At 50.1% G+C, this 19,810-nt stretch carries 16 protein-coding genes; 8 read left to right on the top strand and 8 right to left on the bottom strand.

Features of this window, described 5'->3' with window-relative positions; all coding sequences use genetic code 11:
• The coding region (locus tag A8707_RS29845; RefSeq protein ID WP_231948146.1) for a hypothetical protein at positions 1–309 on the top strand (309 nt) is incomplete at its 5' end.
• Positions 310–564: 255 nt separating this feature from the next.
• Here the strand turns inward: A8707_RS29845 and A8707_RS19030 are convergent.
• From A8707_RS19030 to A8707_RS19015, 4 genes are all read right to left on the bottom strand, one after another.
• Positions 565–1,587 (bottom strand): ABC transporter permease, encoded by a 1,023-nt coding sequence (locus A8707_RS19030; RefSeq protein WP_068818782.1) that lies wholly within the window; start codon positions 1,585–1,587, stop codon positions 565–567.
• Between the two features lie 69 nt (positions 1,588–1,656).
• Positions 1,657–2,445 carry an alpha/beta hydrolase gene (locus A8707_RS19025; protein WP_082906431.1) on the bottom strand — a complete coding sequence of 263 codons (789 nt, stop codon included), beginning with the start codon at positions 2,443–2,445 and terminating at the stop codon, positions 1,657–1,659.
• Between the two features lie 286 nt (positions 2,446–2,731).
• A complete protein-coding gene (locus tag A8707_RS19020; protein ID WP_068818781.1) occupies positions 2,732–4,609 on the bottom strand; it encodes a CheR family methyltransferase in 1,878 nt (625 codons plus the stop codon).
• Between the two features lie 570 nt (positions 4,610–5,179).
• On the bottom strand, positions 5,180–6,259 hold the full coding sequence (locus tag A8707_RS19015) for a chemotaxis protein CheB (protein WP_068818780.1): 1,080 nt from the start codon (positions 6,257–6,259) through the stop codon (positions 5,180–5,182).
• A 432-nt stretch (positions 6,260–6,691) separates the two neighbouring features.
• Between A8707_RS19015 and A8707_RS19010 the strand changes: the two genes are divergently transcribed.
• Positions 6,692–7,927: an LL-diaminopimelate aminotransferase gene (locus A8707_RS19010; protein WP_068818779.1), complete on the top strand. Its 1,236-nt coding sequence runs from the start codon at positions 6,692–6,694 to the stop codon at positions 7,925–7,927.
• Positions 7,928–8,365: 438 nt separating this feature from the next.
• The gene (locus A8707_RS19005) at positions 8,366–9,523 is read left to right on the top strand and encodes a PAS domain S-box protein (protein WP_068818778.1); all 1,158 of its coding nucleotides are present in this window, start codon (positions 8,366–8,368) and stop codon (positions 9,521–9,523) included.
• A 49-nt stretch (positions 9,524–9,572) separates the two neighbouring features.
• Here the strand turns inward: A8707_RS19005 and A8707_RS29210 are convergent, their stop codons facing one another.
• Complete coding sequence (locus A8707_RS29210; protein ID WP_068818777.1) at positions 9,573–9,827, bottom strand: hypothetical protein; 255 nt, start codon at positions 9,825–9,827, stop codon at positions 9,573–9,575.
• A gap of 366 nt (positions 9,828–10,193) precedes the next feature.
• Positions 10,194–11,117, bottom strand: coding sequence for a histone deacetylase family protein (locus tag A8707_RS18995; protein WP_068818776.1), 924 nt, complete (start codon positions 11,115–11,117; stop codon positions 10,194–10,196).
• Between the two features lie 429 nt (positions 11,118–11,546).
• Here A8707_RS18995 and gyrA point away from each other — a divergent pair, with 429 nt between their 5' ends.
• Positions 11,547–14,303 (top strand): DNA topoisomerase (ATP-hydrolyzing) subunit A, encoded by a 2,757-nt coding sequence (gyrA, locus tag A8707_RS18990; protein WP_068818775.1) that lies wholly within the window; start codon positions 11,547–11,549, stop codon positions 14,301–14,303.
• Positions 14,304–14,602: 299 nt separating this feature from the next.
• On the opposite strand, the gene A8707_RS18985 is transcribed toward gyrA, so the two are convergent.
• Positions 14,603–15,937: an FAD-dependent oxidoreductase gene (locus A8707_RS18985; RefSeq protein WP_068818774.1), complete on the bottom strand. Its 1,335-nt coding sequence runs from the start codon at positions 15,935–15,937 to the stop codon at positions 14,603–14,605.
• Positions 15,938–16,144: 207 nt separating this feature from the next.
• Between A8707_RS18985 and A8707_RS28395 the strand changes: the two genes are divergently transcribed.
• Positions 16,145–16,279, top strand: coding sequence for a PEP-CTERM sorting domain-containing protein (locus tag A8707_RS28395; protein ID WP_197484890.1), 135 nt, complete (start codon positions 16,145–16,147; stop codon positions 16,277–16,279).
• Positions 16,280–16,434: 155 nt separating this feature from the next.
• Here the strand turns inward: A8707_RS28395 and A8707_RS18980 are convergent, their stop codons facing one another.
• Positions 16,435–17,037, bottom strand: coding sequence for a hypothetical protein (locus A8707_RS18980; protein WP_068818773.1), 603 nt, complete (start codon positions 17,035–17,037; stop codon positions 16,435–16,437).
• Positions 17,038–17,660: 623 nt separating this feature from the next.
• Between A8707_RS18980 and hpxO the strand changes: the two genes are divergently transcribed.
• From hpxO to uraD, 3 genes are read left to right on the top strand one after another with little or no spacing between them, the layout of a single operon-like run.
• Complete coding sequence (gene hpxO, locus A8707_RS18970) at positions 17,661–18,824, top strand: FAD-dependent urate hydroxylase HpxO (RefSeq protein ID WP_068818771.1); 1,164 nt, start codon at positions 17,661–17,663, stop codon at positions 18,822–18,824.
• Positions 18,825–18,837: 13 nt separating this feature from the next.
• Entirely contained in the window at positions 18,838–19,191 is a 354-nt protein-coding gene (gene uraH, locus A8707_RS18965) for a hydroxyisourate hydrolase (RefSeq protein WP_068818770.1), read from the top strand.
• A gap of 4 nt (positions 19,192–19,195) precedes the next feature.
• Complete coding sequence (gene uraD, locus A8707_RS18960) at positions 19,196–19,702, top strand: 2-oxo-4-hydroxy-4-carboxy-5-ureidoimidazoline decarboxylase (RefSeq protein ID WP_068818769.1); 507 nt, start codon at positions 19,196–19,198, stop codon at positions 19,700–19,702.
• The last annotated feature ends 108 nt before the right edge of the window (positions 19,703–19,810 follow it).

The following is a 19,810-nucleotide window of genomic DNA, read 5'->3' as shown; positions in this document are numbered from 1 at the left end:
GGTCTTGACCTCAACGCGTTGGGATCAATTCTGGAACAAACTGAATCAATACGGCTTTTCCGTTGCCCTCTAATAGTATCAAATAGAGGTCGCACCCGAACCAACGGTCCGGCGGGCACCTCTGGTGGAGAATCGAACCTAAACTTGCGGGCGTATCGCGCGAATAACGGGTCATTTATGCAGAGTGCAATGCTTTCAGACAATCTGACTAGCAGTGCTTACTCTGCTCCTACCCAGGCAAGTTATTCCAATCAGAGTGCGACTCTGGTTCCAGTCGAGTGCTTGCCAGGTGGCGCTAACAACCGATAGAACTGAACTCTGGACAGGCAAGGGGCTTAAAGCGCCTTGTTTAGCACAAGCTTTGTGTGCGAAATGTTCAACTTATCTTTAGCAGCGAATGCGGGTATGAATTGCCCTCCTCACGAAGTGGGGCAAGCCCTCGCCAACCCTTCTCCCGAAGGAGAGGGGAGCCAGAAATCTTGTTCCCTCTCCTTCGGGAGAGGGCTAGGGTGAGAGCAAAATCTGTGCTTTTGATAGCTCAATTTAGCAACGCCAACTTATCTTTTAGTAGCGAATGCGGGGGTCGATATAGGCGTTGATGAGGTCGATCGCGATGCTTGCTAACGCCACGATCGCCGCAAAAAATATAACGATTCCTTGCACGGTGGGGTAGTCGCGTTGAGCGATCGCTCGATAGAGTCGATTGGCGAGTCCGGGCCACGAGAAGGTCACTTCGGTCAAAATCGCTCCTCCTAGCATTGCCGCTAGCGTTAACCCTAGTATTGTAATCACTGGAATCATGGCGTTCTTAAGCGCGTGATTGATCAGAATCTTTCGTTCAGGAATGCCTCTTGCTCTAGCCGCTTCTACATAATCAGACTTTAAGGTCTGTTTGAGGTTAACGCGCACGATGCGTTCAAAAATGCTGCTGACTAAAACTCCTAACGTCAGGGAGGGCAGCGCTAAGTAATAGAGCGCAATGAAAAACTGGCTAAGATTGCCTCGCAGTAAACTATCGATCGTGTAAAGCCCAGTGATTCCTTCGGGGGCGGGAACGGTGACCGGAAATCGAGTCCCCAATGGAAACCAGCCGAGTTGCACTGAAAAGACTAGCTGCAGCAGCATTCCTAGCCAGAATAATGGGATTGAGTAAGTAATAATTCCAAACAGCCGACCTGCGGCATCGATCGCGCTGTTGGGGCGAGAGGCTGAGATGATGCCGACAGAAATGCCAACCACAAGCGCGATCGCCATGCTGACGATCGCCAATTCGACCGTTGCCGGAAAAAATTTGCCGATAATCTCCCAAACCGATTCTTTGCTGGTGAGTGACTTGCCCAAATCTAAGTGCAGCAGCGAACCCATGTAGTCGAGATATTGAAAAAACAGAGACTTGTCTAACCCTAACCGAGCGCGGAGAGCTTCTTTAGCCGCTTGTGGGGCGCGAGGACCTAATAGGGCATCGATCGGATCTCCGGGGGTGGCTCGCAGCAGCAAAAAGACCAGCGTTGTGATCAGCCACAGCATTAGCGGGGCAACCAAAACTCGCGACAGTGTGTAATCGCGCAGAGAACTCGATCGAGACATGGGCAACTCAAACAGAGACGTTTGATTATTGTCTTCCAGTTTGGCGATCGCGATCGAAGATTGGGGAGCTTACCGTTTTGGAGTAAGTTGCTCGATCGTCCAATCGCAGATGGCTTGAGACACTTGATCTGACACTTCATCTAAGCTGTGTCGCGCTCCAGGATAGAGAATGAGCCGCTTGGGTTCTTGAGCGATCGCGTAGATATATCGTGAGCAATTGGGCGAGAGAATCTGATCGTCTGTGCCATGCAGCAATAGTAAAGAGCACTGAGGAGCCAGATAAGCCGCCAAATCTGCCCCATGACTTTGACTCGCCAGAGTGATCACCGTCTGCACCAGTGGAGACAGCATTGCAGCCTGAATCACAACAGCACCGCCAAACGAGTGACCAATTAGCGCGATCGCTGAGACTTCTTCTTGAGCTAAAAATGCGATTCCGGTTAGGGTGTCTAAGAGGGCTTCTTTGAGAATGGTTGAGTAGCGATATCGGATGCGAAGAGGCGAAACCCCTGACTCACGGAGCTTTTGACACAGTTGAGGATATAAGCCGTTTGCCGGACTGTCCCAGCCGCCGCTGATTCCGCCCACCCAAATGGCTCCTAGTTTGGCGTGTTCAGCCTGATAATAGTGCCCCTGAATTTCTCCCTGGTTTGTAGACAGCTTAATGAGTTGACAATTATCGGGCTGAGGTTCTCGACGTTCGGCAAGAACCTCGATTCTTTTTGGAGCGGTTTTGAGATCGGGTTGCACGATCGCACCTCTTAAGTAGGAGGAAGCATTGACTCGGCTGATTTCAGATTCAAGGTTAGACTTGCCCGCTCTCAACCCTCTGTAGGCTGCTGTGTACACACAAGTCATTGTCACGCTTACGTGTGCCGAAGGCATCGCTCCGTTTTGGTCGGCTTCAGTCCCCTAAATCCCCCAGAATGGGGGACTTTGAAATCGAACGCTTGGCTCGAAGTCCCCCATTCATGGGGGATTTAGGAGGCGAAGATCTCGGCGATGATAGGATCAGAAGACTTGTGTGTACACAGACAGCAGTCTCTGTAGGATAGAGGCGATCGTGCGTTACCACGTCTCTCTAAAGCACAGTTGCTGATGAAGCGATCGTGTCAGCGTTAACACCGCGATCGAGCAGAGTGTCTCATTTTGGTTGTGCTTCCATCAACAAAATTACGCCCTGCACGTCTTGCTCGTCTCCCATCAACGGGGTGCAGCTCACCTGGCATTGGAGCGATCGACCGCGACGATCAACTGCGGGGAGTGTCACCTCGTTAGCGGGGTCAGAGATTCCTTGGAGGCAGTTGCGAATGCAGAGACGCAGTTGCTCAACCGGAAGCCCAATGTCTAAATTTAAGAAGTGTTGCCCGATCGTTTCATGGGCGCTCACTCCCCAATAGTCTTCGGTTTTGTGGTTCCAGATTTGCACCCGCAAGTCTCGATCGAGCACCACTACGCCACTTTTAAGACTGGCAAGAATCGACTCTAAAGAATAATTGGTCTGATTGAGATCTTCACTGCGTCGCTGAAGCTCGTCATTCACCGTCTGCAATTCTTCATTCGTAGACTGCAATTCTTCATTCATCGTCTCTAACTCTTCGTTAGTGGACTGTAATTCCTCATTGGTGGTTTCTAACTCTTCGTTAGTGGACTGCAATTCCTCATTGGTAGTTTCTAACTCTTCATTCGTGGTTTGCAATTCTTCATACGCCATCTCGACTGCTTGATTTGAGTGTCCTAACTCTTCTTGCATTCGCTTATATCGAGTCATGTCGATAAACGAAATGCTGGCACCCAGCCGATCGCCCGCTGAATCAGTCAACACGGCGACCTGAATATCGAGATGAACGCTTTCGCCATTGGGCTGATGCCAAGTGACATCGCGCACAGAGACCACTGGCTGATCGCGATAAACGGCTTCGATGCACGATCGCAGCTCGACGGGTCGATAAGAAATTTCTATGTCTTGAAAGGGGTGCCCAATGTGGCGAGGCGTAATGTTAAACAGCGATCGTGCCCGCTCACTCGCCAAGGCGAGATTGCCATTGAGGTCAACCACAATACGCGCCAAGGGGCTGTTGTCAAACGCCGCTTCTTGTAGTCGCACCCGATTAGGCAGCGGAGTTGTTATCGCGTCACCGCCGTTTGGGTTGATCAGCACCATGCGATCGCGCGTCATGGCTTGGGCAATTTTTGCAAACACCCGACAGCGTAAATCAACAAGCGTAAACATTGTGGCATTGTTGAGCAGCATTTCTGCCTTGCCGAGAAATAAATAACCGCCATCGCGCAGAGCAAAGTGAAAGCGCATCAAAATCTTTGCCTGAGTTTCGGCATTGAAATACATCAGAGTGTTGCGGCACACCAGCAGGTCAACTTTAGAAATCGGTGCGTCTTGAATCAAATCATGGCGACCAAAAATCACCGCGCGGCGCAGGTCTTTGCGAAACGTGTAGCGGCTGACTTCATCCTCTTTTGAGGAGACCTCGACTGGCTCAAAATAAGTCGCTAAAAATTCAGGTGGCACATCTGCGACTTCTCCTGCTTGATAGGTCGCCTGACGTGCGTGATAGAGCGCTTCTTCATCTACGTCGGTCGCATAGATTTTGACTCGCTGCTGAAACTGTTCGACTCCTAGCAGGTCAGCAAGTGCCATTGCCAGACTATATGCCTCTTCGCCACTTGCACAGCCTGCACTCCAGATGCGAATCGGCTCATTTGACTCTTTTTGGGCAATGATGCGGGGCAAGATTTCGCTGCTCAAAAAATCCCAAAAGGGGCGATCGCGAAAGAAAGTGGTGACGTTAATCAACAGCGTGTTGAACAGGGGCAAAAACTCTTCTGGGCGCACCTGCAAATAGTCAAGATATTCGTCATATTGGTCAATGTCGATCGCCTGCATTCGTTTTTGAACTCGACGACTTAGGCTCGATCGCTTATAGCCCGTAAAGTCAAACCCACGGCTACGCTTGAGATAGTTGAGCAGCGCTTCAAACTGCAAATCGATTTCGGGAGAAGTCATCGCGTCAGAAACAGCTATGGTCTAAATGGGTACAGTCTCCTGCAAAAGTCACTGTCTGCCCCTTTGCTTTTCTGAAGGAACTCAACTCAAATCTTCCCAGTGTTGAAGATTTGGAGGGCTTCTAGAGTTTGGGCAGGAGGTCTAGCGAATGGGCATCAGTTCACTTTGCTAAAGCAGTAATCTATCACGATTTATTGAACCTCCTGCGCGAATCTGGACAGCCCTCCTCACGAAGTTCTACCGTGTACACACAAGCCTGTGTCGCTGCGTTTCAGGTCTTTCAGCCCCCCAAATCCCCCTACGTCACTTGCTTTAAGTCGGGGAACACGCCCAACGCAGTGACTCATCAAAATTGGGGGACTTTGAACCAGATAAATGGCTTGACCTCCAAACCCTCGTTTCATCTCAAAGTCCCCCAGATGGGGGATTTAGGGGGGCGAGGGTCTCAGCAATAACTGATCGAAAGACTCGTGTGTACCCGGTAGCCCCAAGGCGAGAGGAGCTAGAGCCTCTTGTTCCCTCTCCTTGGGGAGAGGGCTAGGGTGAGGGCGAAGGATTCGTGCAGGAAGTCTATTCGTCGATTTTTGAAGACTTGGTGGTTTGAGGCGATGCAATCAGTTCCAAGGCATCTGGCTCAAACGCAATCACAATTTGATCGACCGCGATGATTTGCCGAATTAGTTGCGCGTGTTTGGCGGCATCATTTGCCTTCTCTATAAACTGCTTGGCAGATAAGGTTCGATCGTTCATTTGAGCCTGATGGGCAAGTCGTCTAGCTAAACTAGCTCGTTCTTCAAGGGAGCGAATGGCTGTCCATAAAGCCCCTTCTACGGCATCAGACTGCTCGGCGGCTAAACTATCGGTCGAATAGACGTGCCCAACATGGCAGCGATAGCGCAATATGCCGTCATGGTTGAGTTCCCACATCACGCCGCCGCAGTCAGGGCAGGTGAAGATTGACGGCTCTTTTTGTGGCTTTCCTTGCTCGGCTAAAGCTTTGTCTTGCTGAATAATTTCAACGTCTGGGTCGCGTTTGTTATCGATCGCTCTATTGAAGGTTTGGTGGTTCGATCGCTTCACCAACACCGATGCAATTTCAGCTATGGGCAAGACATAATCGATCGCAACGTTGGCGATCGCGCTGGTTGGCATCCCGTTAAACAACGCTTCTTCGGGATCTTGGGCGATGGCAATTCCGCCTTTTTGCTTGACCATTGCCAACCCTGCGGTGCCATCATCTAACATTCCAGTCAGAATCACCCCAATCACCCGCCGTTGGTATGCCATTGCCGCACTGCGAAACAGCGGGTCGATCGCAGGTCGATGTCCGTTTTCTCTGGGACCGTGACTGAGACGAACCCGCCCTGGCTCGACGACGAGATGATAGTCAGGGGGCGCAACATAGATGTGCCCCGATCGTAGTGCTTCGCCATCTTCGGGGTGCTTCGCGGGCAGCGTTCCAGCTCGACTGAGAATGCTCGGCAACACACTGGTGCCATAGCTCGGAAAGTGCAGCACGACCAAAACAGCCGCATCTAACTCACGAGGCAACAGTTTCACCAGTTGAGTGAGCGTCTCGACTCCACCAGCCGAGGCACCGATCACAATAATGCTGAAATGGTCATCTTGAGAAGAGTCGTTACCTAACACGTGTGTCTCCTAAACCGTATCAGTGAAAGCTGAAGAGAATTATAGGGACGACTGAGGATTGTGGATTAAATAACTCTGACAATTGCAACGCTCCTTCGCTCTCTAAATCCCCCATTCTAGGTGACTTTGAGCCAGCAAGAGAGTCAACGTTTCAGCCCTGACCTGAGAGTCAAAGTCCCCTACTCGTGGGGGATTTAGGGGGTTTCCCGATGATTCAAACGAATCGGTAAAATCATGTCTGTAAGGTGAAGGCAAATTCCGGTTTTATTTAATCTAAACTCCTGAGACCGATCGAGTCTATAAAGCCTTCAGTCCATTATGTTGGCTCTTCAACGAGTTGACACCTTTATAAGGGAGGAAAGACAACATTTTTCACCCCTGCTGCCCGACTGCGGAATAATGAGGATTCAACCCTCGTTTCTATGACTGACTATGGCAACCATCAACGACAACTATCTCAAGCTCAAAGCAGGCTACCTGTTTCCTGAAATTGGTCGGCGGGTCAATGCTTTTGCTGCTGCAAATCCTGATGCGAAAATCATTCGTCTCGGCATTGGCGATGTCACCGAGCCTTTGCCTCAAGCTTGCCGCAATGCCATGATCAAAGCGGTTGAAGAGATGGGCGATCGTGCGCTCTTTAAGGGCTACGGTCCTGAGCAGGGCTATGAGTGGTTGCGCGAAACGATTGCCGCTCACGATTTTCAGTCTCGTGGCTGTGATATTGACGCGTCTGAGATTTTTATATCCGACGGTTCTAAGTGCGATTCTGGCAACATTCTCGATATTTTTGGGGATAACAACACGATCGCCGTTACCGATCCCGTCTATCCCGTCTATGTCGATACGAATGTGATGGCGGGTCACACAGGCGAAGCCAACGAGAAGGGCGAATATGAGGGATTTGTCTATTTGCCAATCACCGCAGAAAATAATTTCACCGCGCAGATTCCCTCACAGAAGGTCGATTTAATTTATCTCTGTTTTCCCAACAATCCAACTGGAGCCACGGCAACCAAAGAGCATCTAAAAGCGTGGGTGAATTATGCCAACGCTCACGGGTCAATTATTTTCTTTGATGCGGCTTACGAGGCGTTTATTGCTGATCCCGATTTGCCTCACTCGATTTATGAGATTGAGGGAGCGCGGAATTGTGCGATCGAGTTCCGATCGTTCTCTAAAAATGCAGGCTTTACAGGAACTCGATGTGCCTTGACGGTGGTGCCCAAAACGCTCACCGCTAAAGCCGCAGACGGCTCTGATGTCGAACTCTGGAAACTGTGGAATCGCCGCCAATCGACCAAGTTTAACGGCGTGTCTTATATTGTGCAGCGCGGAGCCGAAGCCGTCTATTCTGACGCAGGACAGTCGCAAATCAAGGCGTTAGTCAGCTTCTATATGGAGAACGCCGCCATCATTCGCAGCCAGCTCACCGCTGCCGGAATCGCAGTCTATGGCGGAACCAACGCGCCTTATGTGTGGCTAAAAACGCCCAACAATCTCTCAAGCTGGGATTTCTTTGACAAACTGCTGCACACTACTCATGTCGTCGGCACACCAGGGTCGGGGTTTGGTGCTGCCGGGGAGGGTTATTTCCGCATTTCGGCATTTAACAGCCGCGACAACGTGAATGAAGCCATGACCCGCATCACCCAAACATTCAAATCATAGAGAGGTTTCGATGGAACGTCTCCACGGCATCGGGTAAATGAACCCTCGATCGCTACGGGGCATGATGGGAGTGGAAAGACGTTCCGGCGGAACGTCTCTACAGGGATGGTGAATTCATTCCCGATCGCCAAACTGAATCTCTGAAATTTATTTACGCAGATTTCCGAAATCAAGAGAATCGACTCTGTATCTACCAATCAGCATTTAACTGTCCGACCTCTAGAGCTAAACCCTCTAGAGGTTTTTATTTACACAAATCCTTCAGGAAATTCGTACTACACTCTTTATAAATAAGCAATTTGTGACACCCTTATAAAGCGTCTGTAAAATCAGTGTGTGATCTCTAATACGAGAATTGTTGAGATCTTCAATTTGGTGAGTTGTGGAATCGTTTAGAGTCTTTTATCCTACCAAAACTGCACAGTTGAGCCGTTAAACATGAACATCAATCTCTTGAGTCAACAAGTTGAGACGATGTATGGGCGTTTATCAACCCTCTACAACCATGCCAACGCAACTCTCGTTCCATCCCCCGAATTATTGCCTGTTGCCTTAAAAGAATTAGGAGTCGCCTCCGAAGAATTGCAGGTTGCAATGGAGGAGCTAACCCGTCAAAATGACGAACTTCTGACAGCCCACAGCCGCACCGAAGCCGAGCGCCAACGCTATCAAAATCTATTTGAGTTTGCCCCTGATGCCTATCTCGTTACCGATCCCGGAGGCAACATTCGGGAAGCCAACCGTGCCGCAGTCGCCCTTTTTCTCAGACAGCAGCGATTTCTGGTTGGCAAGCCTTTGACTAGCGTAGTCGCGATCGACGATCGGTCTCTGTTTCGAGCCAAACTCTCGCAACTCACGCAGCGCGATCACGTCGATGCCTATGTGCGACTGCAACGGCACTCTAATGAAGTGTTTGATGCCATGCTCACCGCTGATATAATTCGTCACCCTGAAGATGCGCCCGTTTTGCGCTGGCTCGTGCGCGACATCACCGAACGCAAACGGGCACAAGCCTCATTAGAGCAAGCTGACTATACGCCGTTTCAAGACCGATCGTTGCAGACTTACACTAAAGGCGAAAGGATTCCGCTCGACAATCAAGCCCTGTGGCTCGTCGCTCACGGCATGGTGAAGCTGACGACTCTATCAGACAGTGGCGACGAAATGCTGGTGGGGTTAGCCACCGATGGAATGGTGTTTGGGTCTAGCTTTACCTCGCTTCAGACCTATCAGGCGATCGCGCTTGCCAGTGTGCAAATTGCCTCGATCCCGCTGACCGAGATTGCCCGATCGCCGCGTCTCGCTCAAGCGCTGCTGCCGTCGATCAATCAGCGTCTTAAGCAAACCGAAGGCTTTTTAGCAATCTATGGTCAGCTTCGAGTGCAAGACCGTCTCAATCGGCTGTTGTCGATGCTCAAACAGGAGATTGGACAACCCGTTGAGACGGGAACTCGACTGCGAGTGCGGCTAACTCACCAGGATTTTGCCAGTGCCTGCTGCACAACAAGAGTCACAGTGACGCGTCTTTTGGGTAAGCTTCAGCAACAGGGAAAGGTCATCGTCGATGCTCAAAACCATTTAATTTTGATCGAGTAAGGACGGGTTTTGGATATCAGGATTGCGCCTGACCCCTCTGCCTGTGCCCTCACGCGCTAATTGGAACTTCTTGAACCTTTCTCCAATGAGTTCGCGGCGATTTTTGCGGTTGATTTAACTGTTCAAACTGATTTTTAATCCAGCTAAAGCCTTGACCAATGCACCCAGGGCAAACTTCGCCACATTCGGTTCCCTGGTCGTTGCAGATAATCACTTGGGCTTCTTTGGTTTCAAAAGAGTGCGTGCAAAGACAGCAAAGCTGTTGTTTAAACGGTGAACTGTTGCATTCAATTTGGAGTTGCATATTATTTGTTCTATTGTGTTTTTAAGTGTTGCAAAATTTTCAGCCCAATGGAGTTATCTTAATTACAATTCTGATTTTACACGTCTATCTCAAGGAGAGATCTTTCAGATTTGGATGACGATCGGTTCGCTAGGATAGCTGACTCACAGGAGCGATCGCGATCGATTTTTGGCGTTGCTAAATTGATGTATGAATTTCCGATTGACCCTCACCCTAGCCCTCTCCCAAAGGAGATGGGATAGGAGTTCTGGCTCCCCAGGGAGAAGGGTTGGCGAGGGCTTGCCCCACTTCGTGAAGAGGGCATTTCGCATCTGCATTCAGCAACGCCGGATTCTGGTGTCTTGGCAGAATGTGTGGTTACTAAACCTACCTGTAAATGAGGCAACGATCGACGGTTGCAAGCACTGATCGAGACAGTGTATCAAAGTCATAGCCGCCCTCAAGCCCAAACACAATCTTGTGGGTCAGCGTCAAGCAATAGTCTGTAAACACGCCATAGTCTTGAGGTTTGAGAGAAATGTTGGCTAACGGATCATCGTGATTGGCATCATATCCCGCGCTGACGATGAGCAAATCGGGCTGGAAGTCCGTCAAAAATGGCATGACTTTTGACTCAAACAATGGCTGATAATCGGCGATCGTGCTTCCCGCTTCCATGGGCAAATTTAGCACGTTGTTGTGCAATCCTCGCTCGGTGGTGCTGCCTGTGCCGGGATATTGGGGCGACTCGTGCAGCGAACAAAAGGCGATGTTGGGATGGGTCTCGACGATCGCTTGAGTGCCGTTGCCGTGATGCACATCCCAATCGAGAATAGCGACGCGATTTGCGCCGCGATCGAGGGCATAGAGAGCGGCGATCGCGGCATTGCTGAGTAGACAGAACCCCATGCCCAAATCACGAACGGCATGATGTCCGGGCGGTCGCGCTAAGACGAAACTCGGTTCTCCTGTCGTCAGCGCTAAATCCACGCCATCGATCCAGGCGTTGACTGCCAGCAATGCCACCTCAAAGCTGCGCGGTGACACGGGCGTATCGCCATCAATGTGACCGCCGCCGCGATTTGCCAACTGTCGGACGGCTTCGATATAGCGGCGATCGTGCGCCTGCTCAACGAACGCAATCGGCGATCGTTCCTCAATGGAAGTGGGTTTTCGCCAGTCTAGTTGATCTGCCCAAGGGGCTGCCTCTAGCGCTTGCCGAATTGCCGTCAGACGCTCCGGTTTTTCAGGATGAAAATAGCCCGTTTCATGAAGCAAGAATTCATCGGAGTAAATGATAGGGAAGGTCATAAAGTTTGAGTCGAGCGATCGCTAAAATGAGGGCTAAAATTCACTTCTATTCTGATTGTCAAAACTCTAGAATGGGTCATTTATCAGACAATACAATTTAGTAAACCTCGCAGATTAAATTAGTAACCTCATACTAAATCGTTGTGAAGCTGCTCAATGGGTTGCTGTCAACGAAATTCAGCCTTTACCCTCAGCGTCGCGCACTCGCCTCAAAATAACTTTTTCAACCGACATTTCAGCGACTAAAATTGAATCTTTTAACCCAGACAACAATCCATGTCTCTGATGATACTCAGCCAGTCCGACTGATGACGGAATATGTTAAAATTTCAGTAATAATCGGCACTGATTGAAGCGCTTAACTCTTGAGTTTTAGCCCTTTGTGTCGATCGTCAAATCCAAGCTTGCATTTTCGGAGTTTTTCGACCTATGACCTTCTCCCAGGAGATACCCACAGAACGGATCGTTCCCACTGATCTCCGAGGCGAGATGCAGCGATCGTACCTGGAATACGCGATGAGCGTGATTGTGGGTCGGGCACTGCCAGATGCCAGAGATGGCTTAAAGCCTGTGCATCGTCGCATTCTCTACGCCATGCACGAACTGGGCTTAACGCCTGAGCGTCCCTTTCGCAAGTGCGCCCGTGTCGTCGGGGAAGTGCTCGGTAAATATCACCCTCACGGCGATACAGCCGTTTATGATGCCTTAGTGCGGATGGCGCAAGACTTCTCAATGAGAGAGCGCCTGATTAATGGTCACGGCAACTTCGGTTCGATCGACAACGATCCTCCCGCCGCAATGCGATACACCGAGTGTCGTCTGACCACGTTAACCAGCAATGCCCTGCTGCGCGATATTGAATCTGAAACCGTCGATTTTGCCGACAACTTTGACGGCTCTCAGCAAGAGCCAACCGTTCTTCCAGCGCGGCTTCCCCAGCTATTGCTGAATGGCTCATCTGGGATCGCGGTCGGCATGGCAACCAACATTCCGCCTCACAATTTGGGCGAGTTGATCGATGGATTGACGGCTCTGATTCACAACCCAGATCTCACTGAACTGGAGTTGATGCAGTATATCCCTGGTCCTGACTTTCCGACGGGGGGACAAATTCTGGGTCGGTCAGGAATGCGCGACGCTTATACTACAGGACGTGGATCGATCACGATGCGCGGCGTTGCGTCGATCGAGACCATCGAGCATCGCGGCAGACCTGATCGCGAAGCGATTATCATCACCGAGTTGCCTTATCAAACCAACAAAGCCTCGCTGATCGAGAAGATTGCTGAGTTGGTCAACGATCGCAAGATTGACGGCATTTCTGACGTGCGAGACGAGAGCGATCGCGACGGAATGCGGATCGTGATTGAGCTGCGCCGCGATGCTTACCCGCGTGTAGTGCTCAACAACCTCTACAAGCAAACCCCGATTCAGGCGAATTTTGGGGCAAACATGCTGGCACTGGTGAACAACGAACCCCAGTTGCTCACCCTCAAATACTTCCTTGAAGTCTTTCTGACATTCCGCATTGAGACGATCGAGCGGCGGACTCGTTACCAACTTCGCAAAGCTCAAGAACGCGATCACCTGCTGCAAGGATTGTTGATTGCGCTGTCTCACCTCGATCGCATCATCGCGATTATTCGCGGGGCGGCTGACGCTCCGACTGCACGGCAAGAACTGATCGAGTCCTATGGCTTGTCAGACTCTCAAGCCGATGCAATTTTGCAAATGCAACTACGACGATTGACGGCGTTAGAAGCGGAGAAAATTCAGCAAGAACACGACGATTTGCAAATTCAAATCACCGACTTGCAGGACATTCTGGCTCGACGCGAACGAGTTCTCACCATCATTGAGACCGAAATCACCGAACTCCGCGCCACTCACGCCACTCCACGCCGCACGGTGATCGAGCAGTCTGAAGACGAACTCGGCGACATGGATTTGATTGCCAACGAAAAAGCGGTGATTCTGCTGACCGAGCAGGGTTATATCAAACGGATGCCCGTAGATGCGTTTGATTCGCAGAGCCGAGCCACTCGCGGCAAATCAGGGGCGCGCATCAAAGAAGACGACGCGGTTGAACACTTCCTTTCCTGCTGCGACCACGACAGCATTTTGTTCTTCAGCGATCGCGGTGTGGTCTACCACGCCAAAGCCTACCAAATTCACACCGCATCGAGAACGGCACGAGGAATGCCGATCGTGCAACTGCTGCCGATTCCTCACAACGAGAAAATTACGTCAATTATTCCCGTCTCGGAATTCAGCGACAACGTGTTTTTGGTGATGCTGACCAACAAGGGCTACATCAAAAAAACCGCGCTGTCAGCGTTCGCTAATATCCGCTCAAACGGGCTGATTGCCATCTCGCTCGAAGACGGTGATCAACTGCGCTGGGTTCGTCTCGCCTGTGTTGAAGACAGCATCATCATCGGCTCAAGTTTGGGTCGATCAATTCACTTTCGCGTCAACCATGAGCAACTGCGTCCGCTGGGTCGGGCGACTCGCGGAGTGCGATCGATGTCGCTTCGCAAAGGCGATAGCCTGGTGGGGATGGCGATTCTGCCCGGTCAAATCGTGGAGAATGTCGCCCAAGCGCAAGAAGCCGGACTCATTGATGAAGATGCTGAACTCAACGAGGAAGTTGTTCTCAACGAAGAAATCGCTCTCAACGAAGAGGTCGTTCTCAACGAGGACGGATCTGAACTCGACACGGCTGAACTCAAAATGCCATCTGGTCCTTGGATTTTAGTCGTCACCACAGGCGGTTACGGAAAGCGAGTTCCGGTGACTCAGTTCCGCTTACAAAACCGTGCGGGTATGGGCATCGTCGTCACAAAGTTCCGTAAAAAGGGCGACACGCTTGCTGCGTTGCACATCGTCAACGAGGGGGCAGAATTGATGATGATTACCAATCGAGGCATCATTATTCGTCAAGCTGTCGATGCGATTTCGTCTCAGTCTCGTGGGGCAACAGGTGTGCGGGTGCAGCGACTGGATGAAGATGACGCGATCGCCGCCGTCGCGATCGTGCCTCTGACTGGAGAAGCCGAAGTGATTCCGGCGGGTGTGCTGGGAGATAGCGCGATCGAAGTCATGGCGACCGAGGTTGCCTTAGAGGAAACAGACCTGAGCGTGTCTGAGATCGCTGATGAAATCGCTGAGGATGACGAGGAGTAGTCGCTGGCTGAATGAGTCAGCGGAATCCTTAAATCTTTGAGTAAGAGGCAGAGAAATTAACACTCTGCCTCTTATTTTTATGGTTATTTCAAATTGATTGATGAACGCGATCGACAATCAATTTACCAACCCCGTAGAGACGTTTCGGTGAAACGTCTCCTTGCTTCCGCCATGACCAACAATCTATACGCATTCAAAATAAATTTACGGTGCGTGAAATTTGTGAATGAATCAATGCGGGGATTATGGGTTTACCCGATAGCGTAGAGACGTTTCACCAAAACGTCTCTACGCATGTTCTATTTCGTACCTTTTGTGTTCATATTTTTAATTACCTGGAAGACCACATTTGGATGATAAAACATTGCAGGTGATTTAATTAGATGTGCAATTTCTATAAACAATGTGTTCATCTCTGCATTCACGCTAGTTTGTTTCATCAGTTGTTTAATATATCCGCTCAACAGATTCTCGACCCAGTTGGGTTGTGATCGCCCTGCCGTGGTTAAGAAGCGCGAATCTTGCCCAACTGCCAGCATCCATGGGAAGCGATTGCTCTGAGCAAGCTGACGCTGAAAGTCAACAGAGCGACCCTTTCCAGCCATTAACCACTCTCGCAGCACTAGCGCAGACAAGGCGCTAATCGTCATGCCCTGCCCATACACCGGACACAGCGCGCAAACCGAATCTCCTAACGCCACAAACCCATTCGGAAGATTCGCTTTTTCATAATGTCGCCAACGATTCGCCGTCGCACGATGGGCATAGATCGGAGACACAGGCTCAGCGGCGATAATTGCGTCATAAAATTCTGAACTTGGAAGACTGTGGGCAAACGCTAAAAATCCTGCCTCGTCGATCGCCGGAAAGTCGTGTCCATACCCGCCTAGCGTTGCGATCCACTGTCCGTCTTCGATCGTTGCCAGATAGCCGAGTCGCGTCGCATCCGGCGGCTGTTGAGAAATCAGCATCACTTTCCAAGCGGCTGCAACATCTTTGGGCGCACGATAGCGGCGAGTCGCATAGCCCAAAAACGGATTCACCACCGTCTCAGAGGGCGCTTTAAATCCTGCATTCTCTAGCCATTTAGGAGCCGCAGATTGACGACCACTTGCATCAACGACTAGCGACGTAGAGATCTGCGATCGCGCCTTCCCCGCCACCGATTCTAATTCAACTCCTGTAATCTGCCCGTTGGTTGCTAACAGCCCGATGACGCGATGGCGATCGACAACCTTCACCGCAGAAAAAGCCGCCAATCGTTGACGAATTGCCCACTCTAATAAAGGACGCGAACAGGTAAATGAAGTAATATCGGTCGGCTCGTCGGTGCGGCGATTCCAAACTCCCTCGTTGAAATAATGGAACTCACGCGCCCAATCGATCGCCACCGCACCTGCCACAGTCAAATCGTCTCCGATGCCGGGAAATAATTCCTCTAGAATGCGGTAGCCTTTGGTAAATAAAACGTGAGGCTGCGGCGATTGGGGAACTCCTCTACGATTTTCGGGACGATCAGGGACGCGATCGCGTTCGACAACCATTACATAATCATAAAAGTCAGCTAAGACTCGTGCAGTCAACAGTCCAGCAATGCTGCCACCAATGACCACTGCCTGAGTAAAATCTGTCATATCTCACGCTCAACGCCTTGAAACTCTACGCTAATTCTAAAAGGATGTCTGAGAAGTCGCTAGTGATTGACGACGTTGAAGAGTGGAGTTGCCGTTTGTGTAGAGATTGACCACAGCATTTCTATACCGATTCGCAATGTCGTTACAGAACTGTTGAAGTATTTTTAATCACTGATTTAACGTGATCACTTAATATTTTCTAAATGTGTGTTCAAAGCGGATGGTGCAGAGTTAAAAGGCTTTGTGCCCCTGACTAAAGTTCCTGAACCTGCGGCAGCGATCGGACCTGCACTCGTCGCAGTCGGTGTCTTTGGACTTAGACGCAAATCGAGCGTGCAATAGACCTCCTGCGTGAATCTGGACAGCCCTCCTCACGAAGTGGGGCAAGCCCTCGCCAACCCTTCTCCCCAAGGAGAAGGGAGCCAGAACTCTTGTCCCCTCTCCTTTTGGGAGAGGGCTAGGTTGAGGGCGAATTCGGCTTGGTTTAATCCACCATCTTAAGGTGTGATCTCCAAAGGACTCTTCAGCTTCAAATTCACATCCGTTCCCTTTTTGAGAACGACTTCGCCCCCCGGACTCGACAACACAAACGCTGTCGCCGCTGCCCCACCTGCCAAGCCGCCATGCTTGAATTTAGTTCTGTCTCCCAAAAACTTACCCGCAACAGCTCCGCCCAAAACAACACCTGCGTTTTGCAAAAACTTGCCTTTTGTTTTGCTTTCGACTCGCGTGTTTACCAGTGTGGCATCGATCGGATATTGACTCCCATCTTTGAGCACAACTTTATCCAATACGAGGTGCAAACTCGCCTTCTTGTCTTTCTGCGCCTTCACCACGTCTTCTAAATGCCCTTCGATCGTCGCGTCTTTAAGTGAACCATTTTTGCCCTTGAGCGTAAACGGCTCCTGATCGCGATTTTTCCCCGTCGAGATGTCTTGCTGAAGGTCAGTGTTTATGGTAGTTCCTGCCGCGATCGCAGTAGAGTTTGCGGTCGTGGTTTTGCTGCCATCCGTTGACATAGCGGTGTCATTTGATTTGCTACACGCGATCGTGCTGCTCAATAACATCGCACTCAACAAGAGAGACATATACTTTTTCATGGTGATCCAACTCGGTCAATTCAACAGAACCCCACTACAATAAAGCTCTCTGCACACAGCAACTTAATTATTCTTTGATGTTTTGTAAATAATTAAAAGCCCCAAGTGCTCAGGAGCTTAGGGCTTCATTTATGCTAGACGCATTCTTTCAGAGAGGAGAGTTTAACAACAACCTGACGCATTTGCTGTTGTATCTAAACTATCAGTCTCGCCTCTTAAATGAGCCAGTCTAAAGGCTAGATGCCGTCTCACTCCAAAGTAGGAAGATGAATGAAGACTTTTGAACCATTCGCTAGATTGCTAAACTTTTTGCAAAAGTCCGACGATGCCCTCATTCCCCAACCCAAGCTTGGGAGAAGGGGAGCCAGATTTCAAAGTCCCTCTCCCAAGCTTGAGAGAGGGATTTGGGGTAAGGGCAGGAACTTTTGCAAGAGGTCTACTGAATTGCGGATGATGACTTCTGCCGATCGTCCCTTTACAACACTCATTTAACCCTTAGATCTGTCGTCCTAATTCGTAGTAATCATCACAGTATTTTATTCTTGTTCTGATCATAGTATCCGGTATACGGTAGTGAATCTACAGGTTTCACAGGTTGCGCTCACAGCAGAAAGGAGTCGGGGATGGATGACCTCAAGGTTGTAATCGTTGGATCGGGAATGGGCGGTTTAGCGACAGGAATTGCGCTGCGTCAGGTGGGCTATCAGGTCGAAATCTACGATCGAGTCAGCGAGCTGCGACCTGCCGGAGCTGGAATTTCTCTCTGGTCAAATGGGGTTAAGGTGCTAAATCGTCTGGGCTTAGGCAAAGCGATCGCCCAAATCGGCGGACAGATGGATCGGATGCAATACTATAGCCACACCGGAGAGCTATTAACCGATGTGAGTCTGGCTCCTCTGGTGCAAAAAGTGGGGCAGCGCCCTTATCCAGTCGCTCGAACTGATTTACAGAATATGCTGTTAGACGAGTTTGGGGCTGAGAAGGTGCATCTCAACTGCAAGTGTGTTGCGATTGAACAAACGCAAGATGGAGTTACTGCCCACTTTGAAGATGGACGCACCGCAACAGGCGATATTCTGATCGGAGCCGATGGCACCCACTCGATCGTGCGTCAACACGTTTTAGGGCACGCGACCGATCGCCACTATGTCGGCTATGTCAACTGGAATGGACTTGTGCAAATCAGTGAGGATTTAGCCCCGGTAGATAGCTGGGCGATCTATGTGGGTGAACACAAGCGCGTCTCGATGATGCCTGTGGGAGAGGGGCGATTTTATTTCTTTTTTGATGTGCCGATTCCAAAAGGGTCTGTGAGCACTCCAGACAGCTATCGAGACGAGTTGACGAGCTTTTTTAAGGGCTGGGCTGACCCTGTACAAACGCTGATTGGGCGACTCGATCCGTTGAAGACCAATCGGGTTGAGATTCACGATATTGAGCCGTTAGAACGGTTTGTCAAAGGTCGCGTGGCGCTTTTGGGTGATGCGGCTCACAGCACGGCTCCTGACTTGGGACAGGGAGGCTGTCAAGCGATCGAGGATGCTGAAGTCTTGGCGCGATATCTGAGTTCGACGACGATCGGGGTTGAAGATGCGCTACAGCGATATGAGTCAGAACGGCTGGGACGAACGGCTGATATTGTGCTGAAAGCACGAAAGCGATCGCATATGACCCACGGAAAAGATCCTGAAAAAACGCAGCAGTGGTATGAACAACTAAAACAAGACGATGGCAGTGATATCATCAATGCGATTTCTAATACAATCTTGGCAGGACCGTTACATTAAATGAGACGAGCAGATGGGTAAACTCACCACTCATGTTTTAGATACTGCACACGGGTGTCCGGCGGCTGATTTAACGATCGAGCTTTTTGTAATCGATTCCACATCGAAAAAAACATTGCTAAAAACGATCGTCACGAATGCTGACGGACGCACAGATTTCCCACTGTTAGCAGATGCCGAATTCAAGACTGGCGTGTATGAACTCGTGTTTTCAGTCGGATCTTATTTCGCTCAGTTCGAGGGAGAACAGGCAGTGCCGTTTCTCGATCGGGTTCCCATTCAGTTTGGCATTTCAGATCTGACGGCTCACTATCATGTCCCTTTGCTGACATCGCCTTGGGCTTACAGCACTTATCGAGGAAGTTGATTCAATGGGTTACTCGATCGCGCAACTGAATCAGATGAGCCAATCGGAATTTGTTGAACGGTTGGGGGCTGTGTTTGAAGAGACTCCGACGATCGCGCAACAAGTGTGGGAGCAACGCCCGTTTGCGGATGTAGATAATTTGCATCAAAAAATGACTGCGATCGTAAAACTGATGAGCCAAACAGACCAGCTCCGGCTCATTCGCGCTCACCCTGATTTGGGCAGCAAAGCAAAAATGGCAGAGGCTTCGGTGCAAGAGCAGTCAGGGGTTGGATTGGATCGATTGAGTTCTCAAGAATACGCTCGGTTTCAATCTCTCAATCAAGCTTATAAAGATAAGTTTGGGTTCCCATTTATTATTGCAGTTAAAAATCACAGCAAATCTAGCGTTTTATATACGTTCGATCAGCGGTTAAAGAATTCGTTGTCCGCAGAAATCACGCAAGCGTTGATCGAAATTTCGACGATTGCTCACTTTAGGCTAATGAGTCTGATCGAGTCGTCGTCTTAATTTTTATCACTCCTCAATATTGAGGAGTGATATCCATTTCATCTATTCAAAAAAGTATTCTGTGCTACAAAGTTCAATGTTTTCGGCTTTTATACTAGATTCCGTATA

The sequence above is a fragment of the Phormidesmis priestleyi BC1401 genome, assembly GCF_001650195.1.
GTDB lineage: Bacteria > Cyanobacteriota > Cyanobacteriia > Leptolyngbyales > Leptolyngbyaceae > Phormidesmis_A > Phormidesmis_A priestleyi_B.
The sequence above is the reverse complement of the archived record's forward strand: the minus strand, read 5'-3'. Positions and strand labels throughout refer to the sequence as shown.

What these genes read in the sequence shown, in the direction of transcription:
- A8707_RS19010 (WP_068818779.1), top strand. Translation starts at nt 6,692, where the DNA reads ATGGCAACCATCAACGACAACTATCTCAAGCTCAAAGCAGGCTACCTG.
- A8707_RS29210 (WP_068818777.1), bottom strand. Translation starts at nt 9,827, where the DNA reads ATGCAACTCCAAATTGAATGCAACAGTTCACCGTTTAAACAACAGCTT.
- A8707_RS18995 (WP_068818776.1), bottom strand. Translation starts at nt 11,117, where the DNA reads ATGACCTTCCCTATCATTTACTCCGATGAATTCTTGCTTCATGAAACG.
- A8707_RS19025 (WP_082906431.1), bottom strand. Translation starts at nt 2,445, where the DNA reads ATGACTTGTGTGTACACAGCAGCCTACAGAGGGTTGAGAGCGGGCAAG.
- A8707_RS18985 (WP_068818774.1), bottom strand. Translation starts at nt 15,937, where the DNA reads ATGACAGATTTTACTCAGGCAGTGGTCATTGGTGGCAGCATTGCTGGA.
- A8707_RS19020 (WP_068818781.1), bottom strand. Translation starts at nt 4,609, where the DNA reads ATGACTTCTCCCGAAATCGATTTGCAGTTTGAAGCGCTGCTCAACTAT.
- uraD (WP_068818769.1), top strand. Translation starts at nt 19,196, where the DNA reads ATGGGTTACTCGATCGCGCAACTGAATCAGATGAGCCAATCGGAATTT.
- gyrA (WP_068818775.1), top strand. Translation starts at nt 11,547, where the DNA reads ATGACCTTCTCCCAGGAGATACCCACAGAACGGATCGTTCCCACTGAT.
- A8707_RS18980 (WP_068818773.1), bottom strand. Translation starts at nt 17,037, where the DNA reads ATGAAAAAGTATATGTCTCTCTTGTTGAGTGCGATGTTATTGAGCAGC.
- uraH (WP_068818770.1), top strand. Translation starts at nt 18,838, where the DNA reads ATGGGTAAACTCACCACTCATGTTTTAGATACTGCACACGGGTGTCCG.
- A8707_RS19005 (WP_068818778.1), top strand. Translation starts at nt 8,366, where the DNA reads ATGAACATCAATCTCTTGAGTCAACAAGTTGAGACGATGTATGGGCGT.
- hpxO (WP_068818771.1), top strand. Translation starts at nt 17,661, where the DNA reads ATGGATGACCTCAAGGTTGTAATCGTTGGATCGGGAATGGGCGGTTTA.
- A8707_RS19030 (WP_068818782.1), bottom strand. Translation starts at nt 1,587, where the DNA reads ATGTCTCGATCGAGTTCTCTGCGCGATTACACACTGTCGCGAGTTTTG.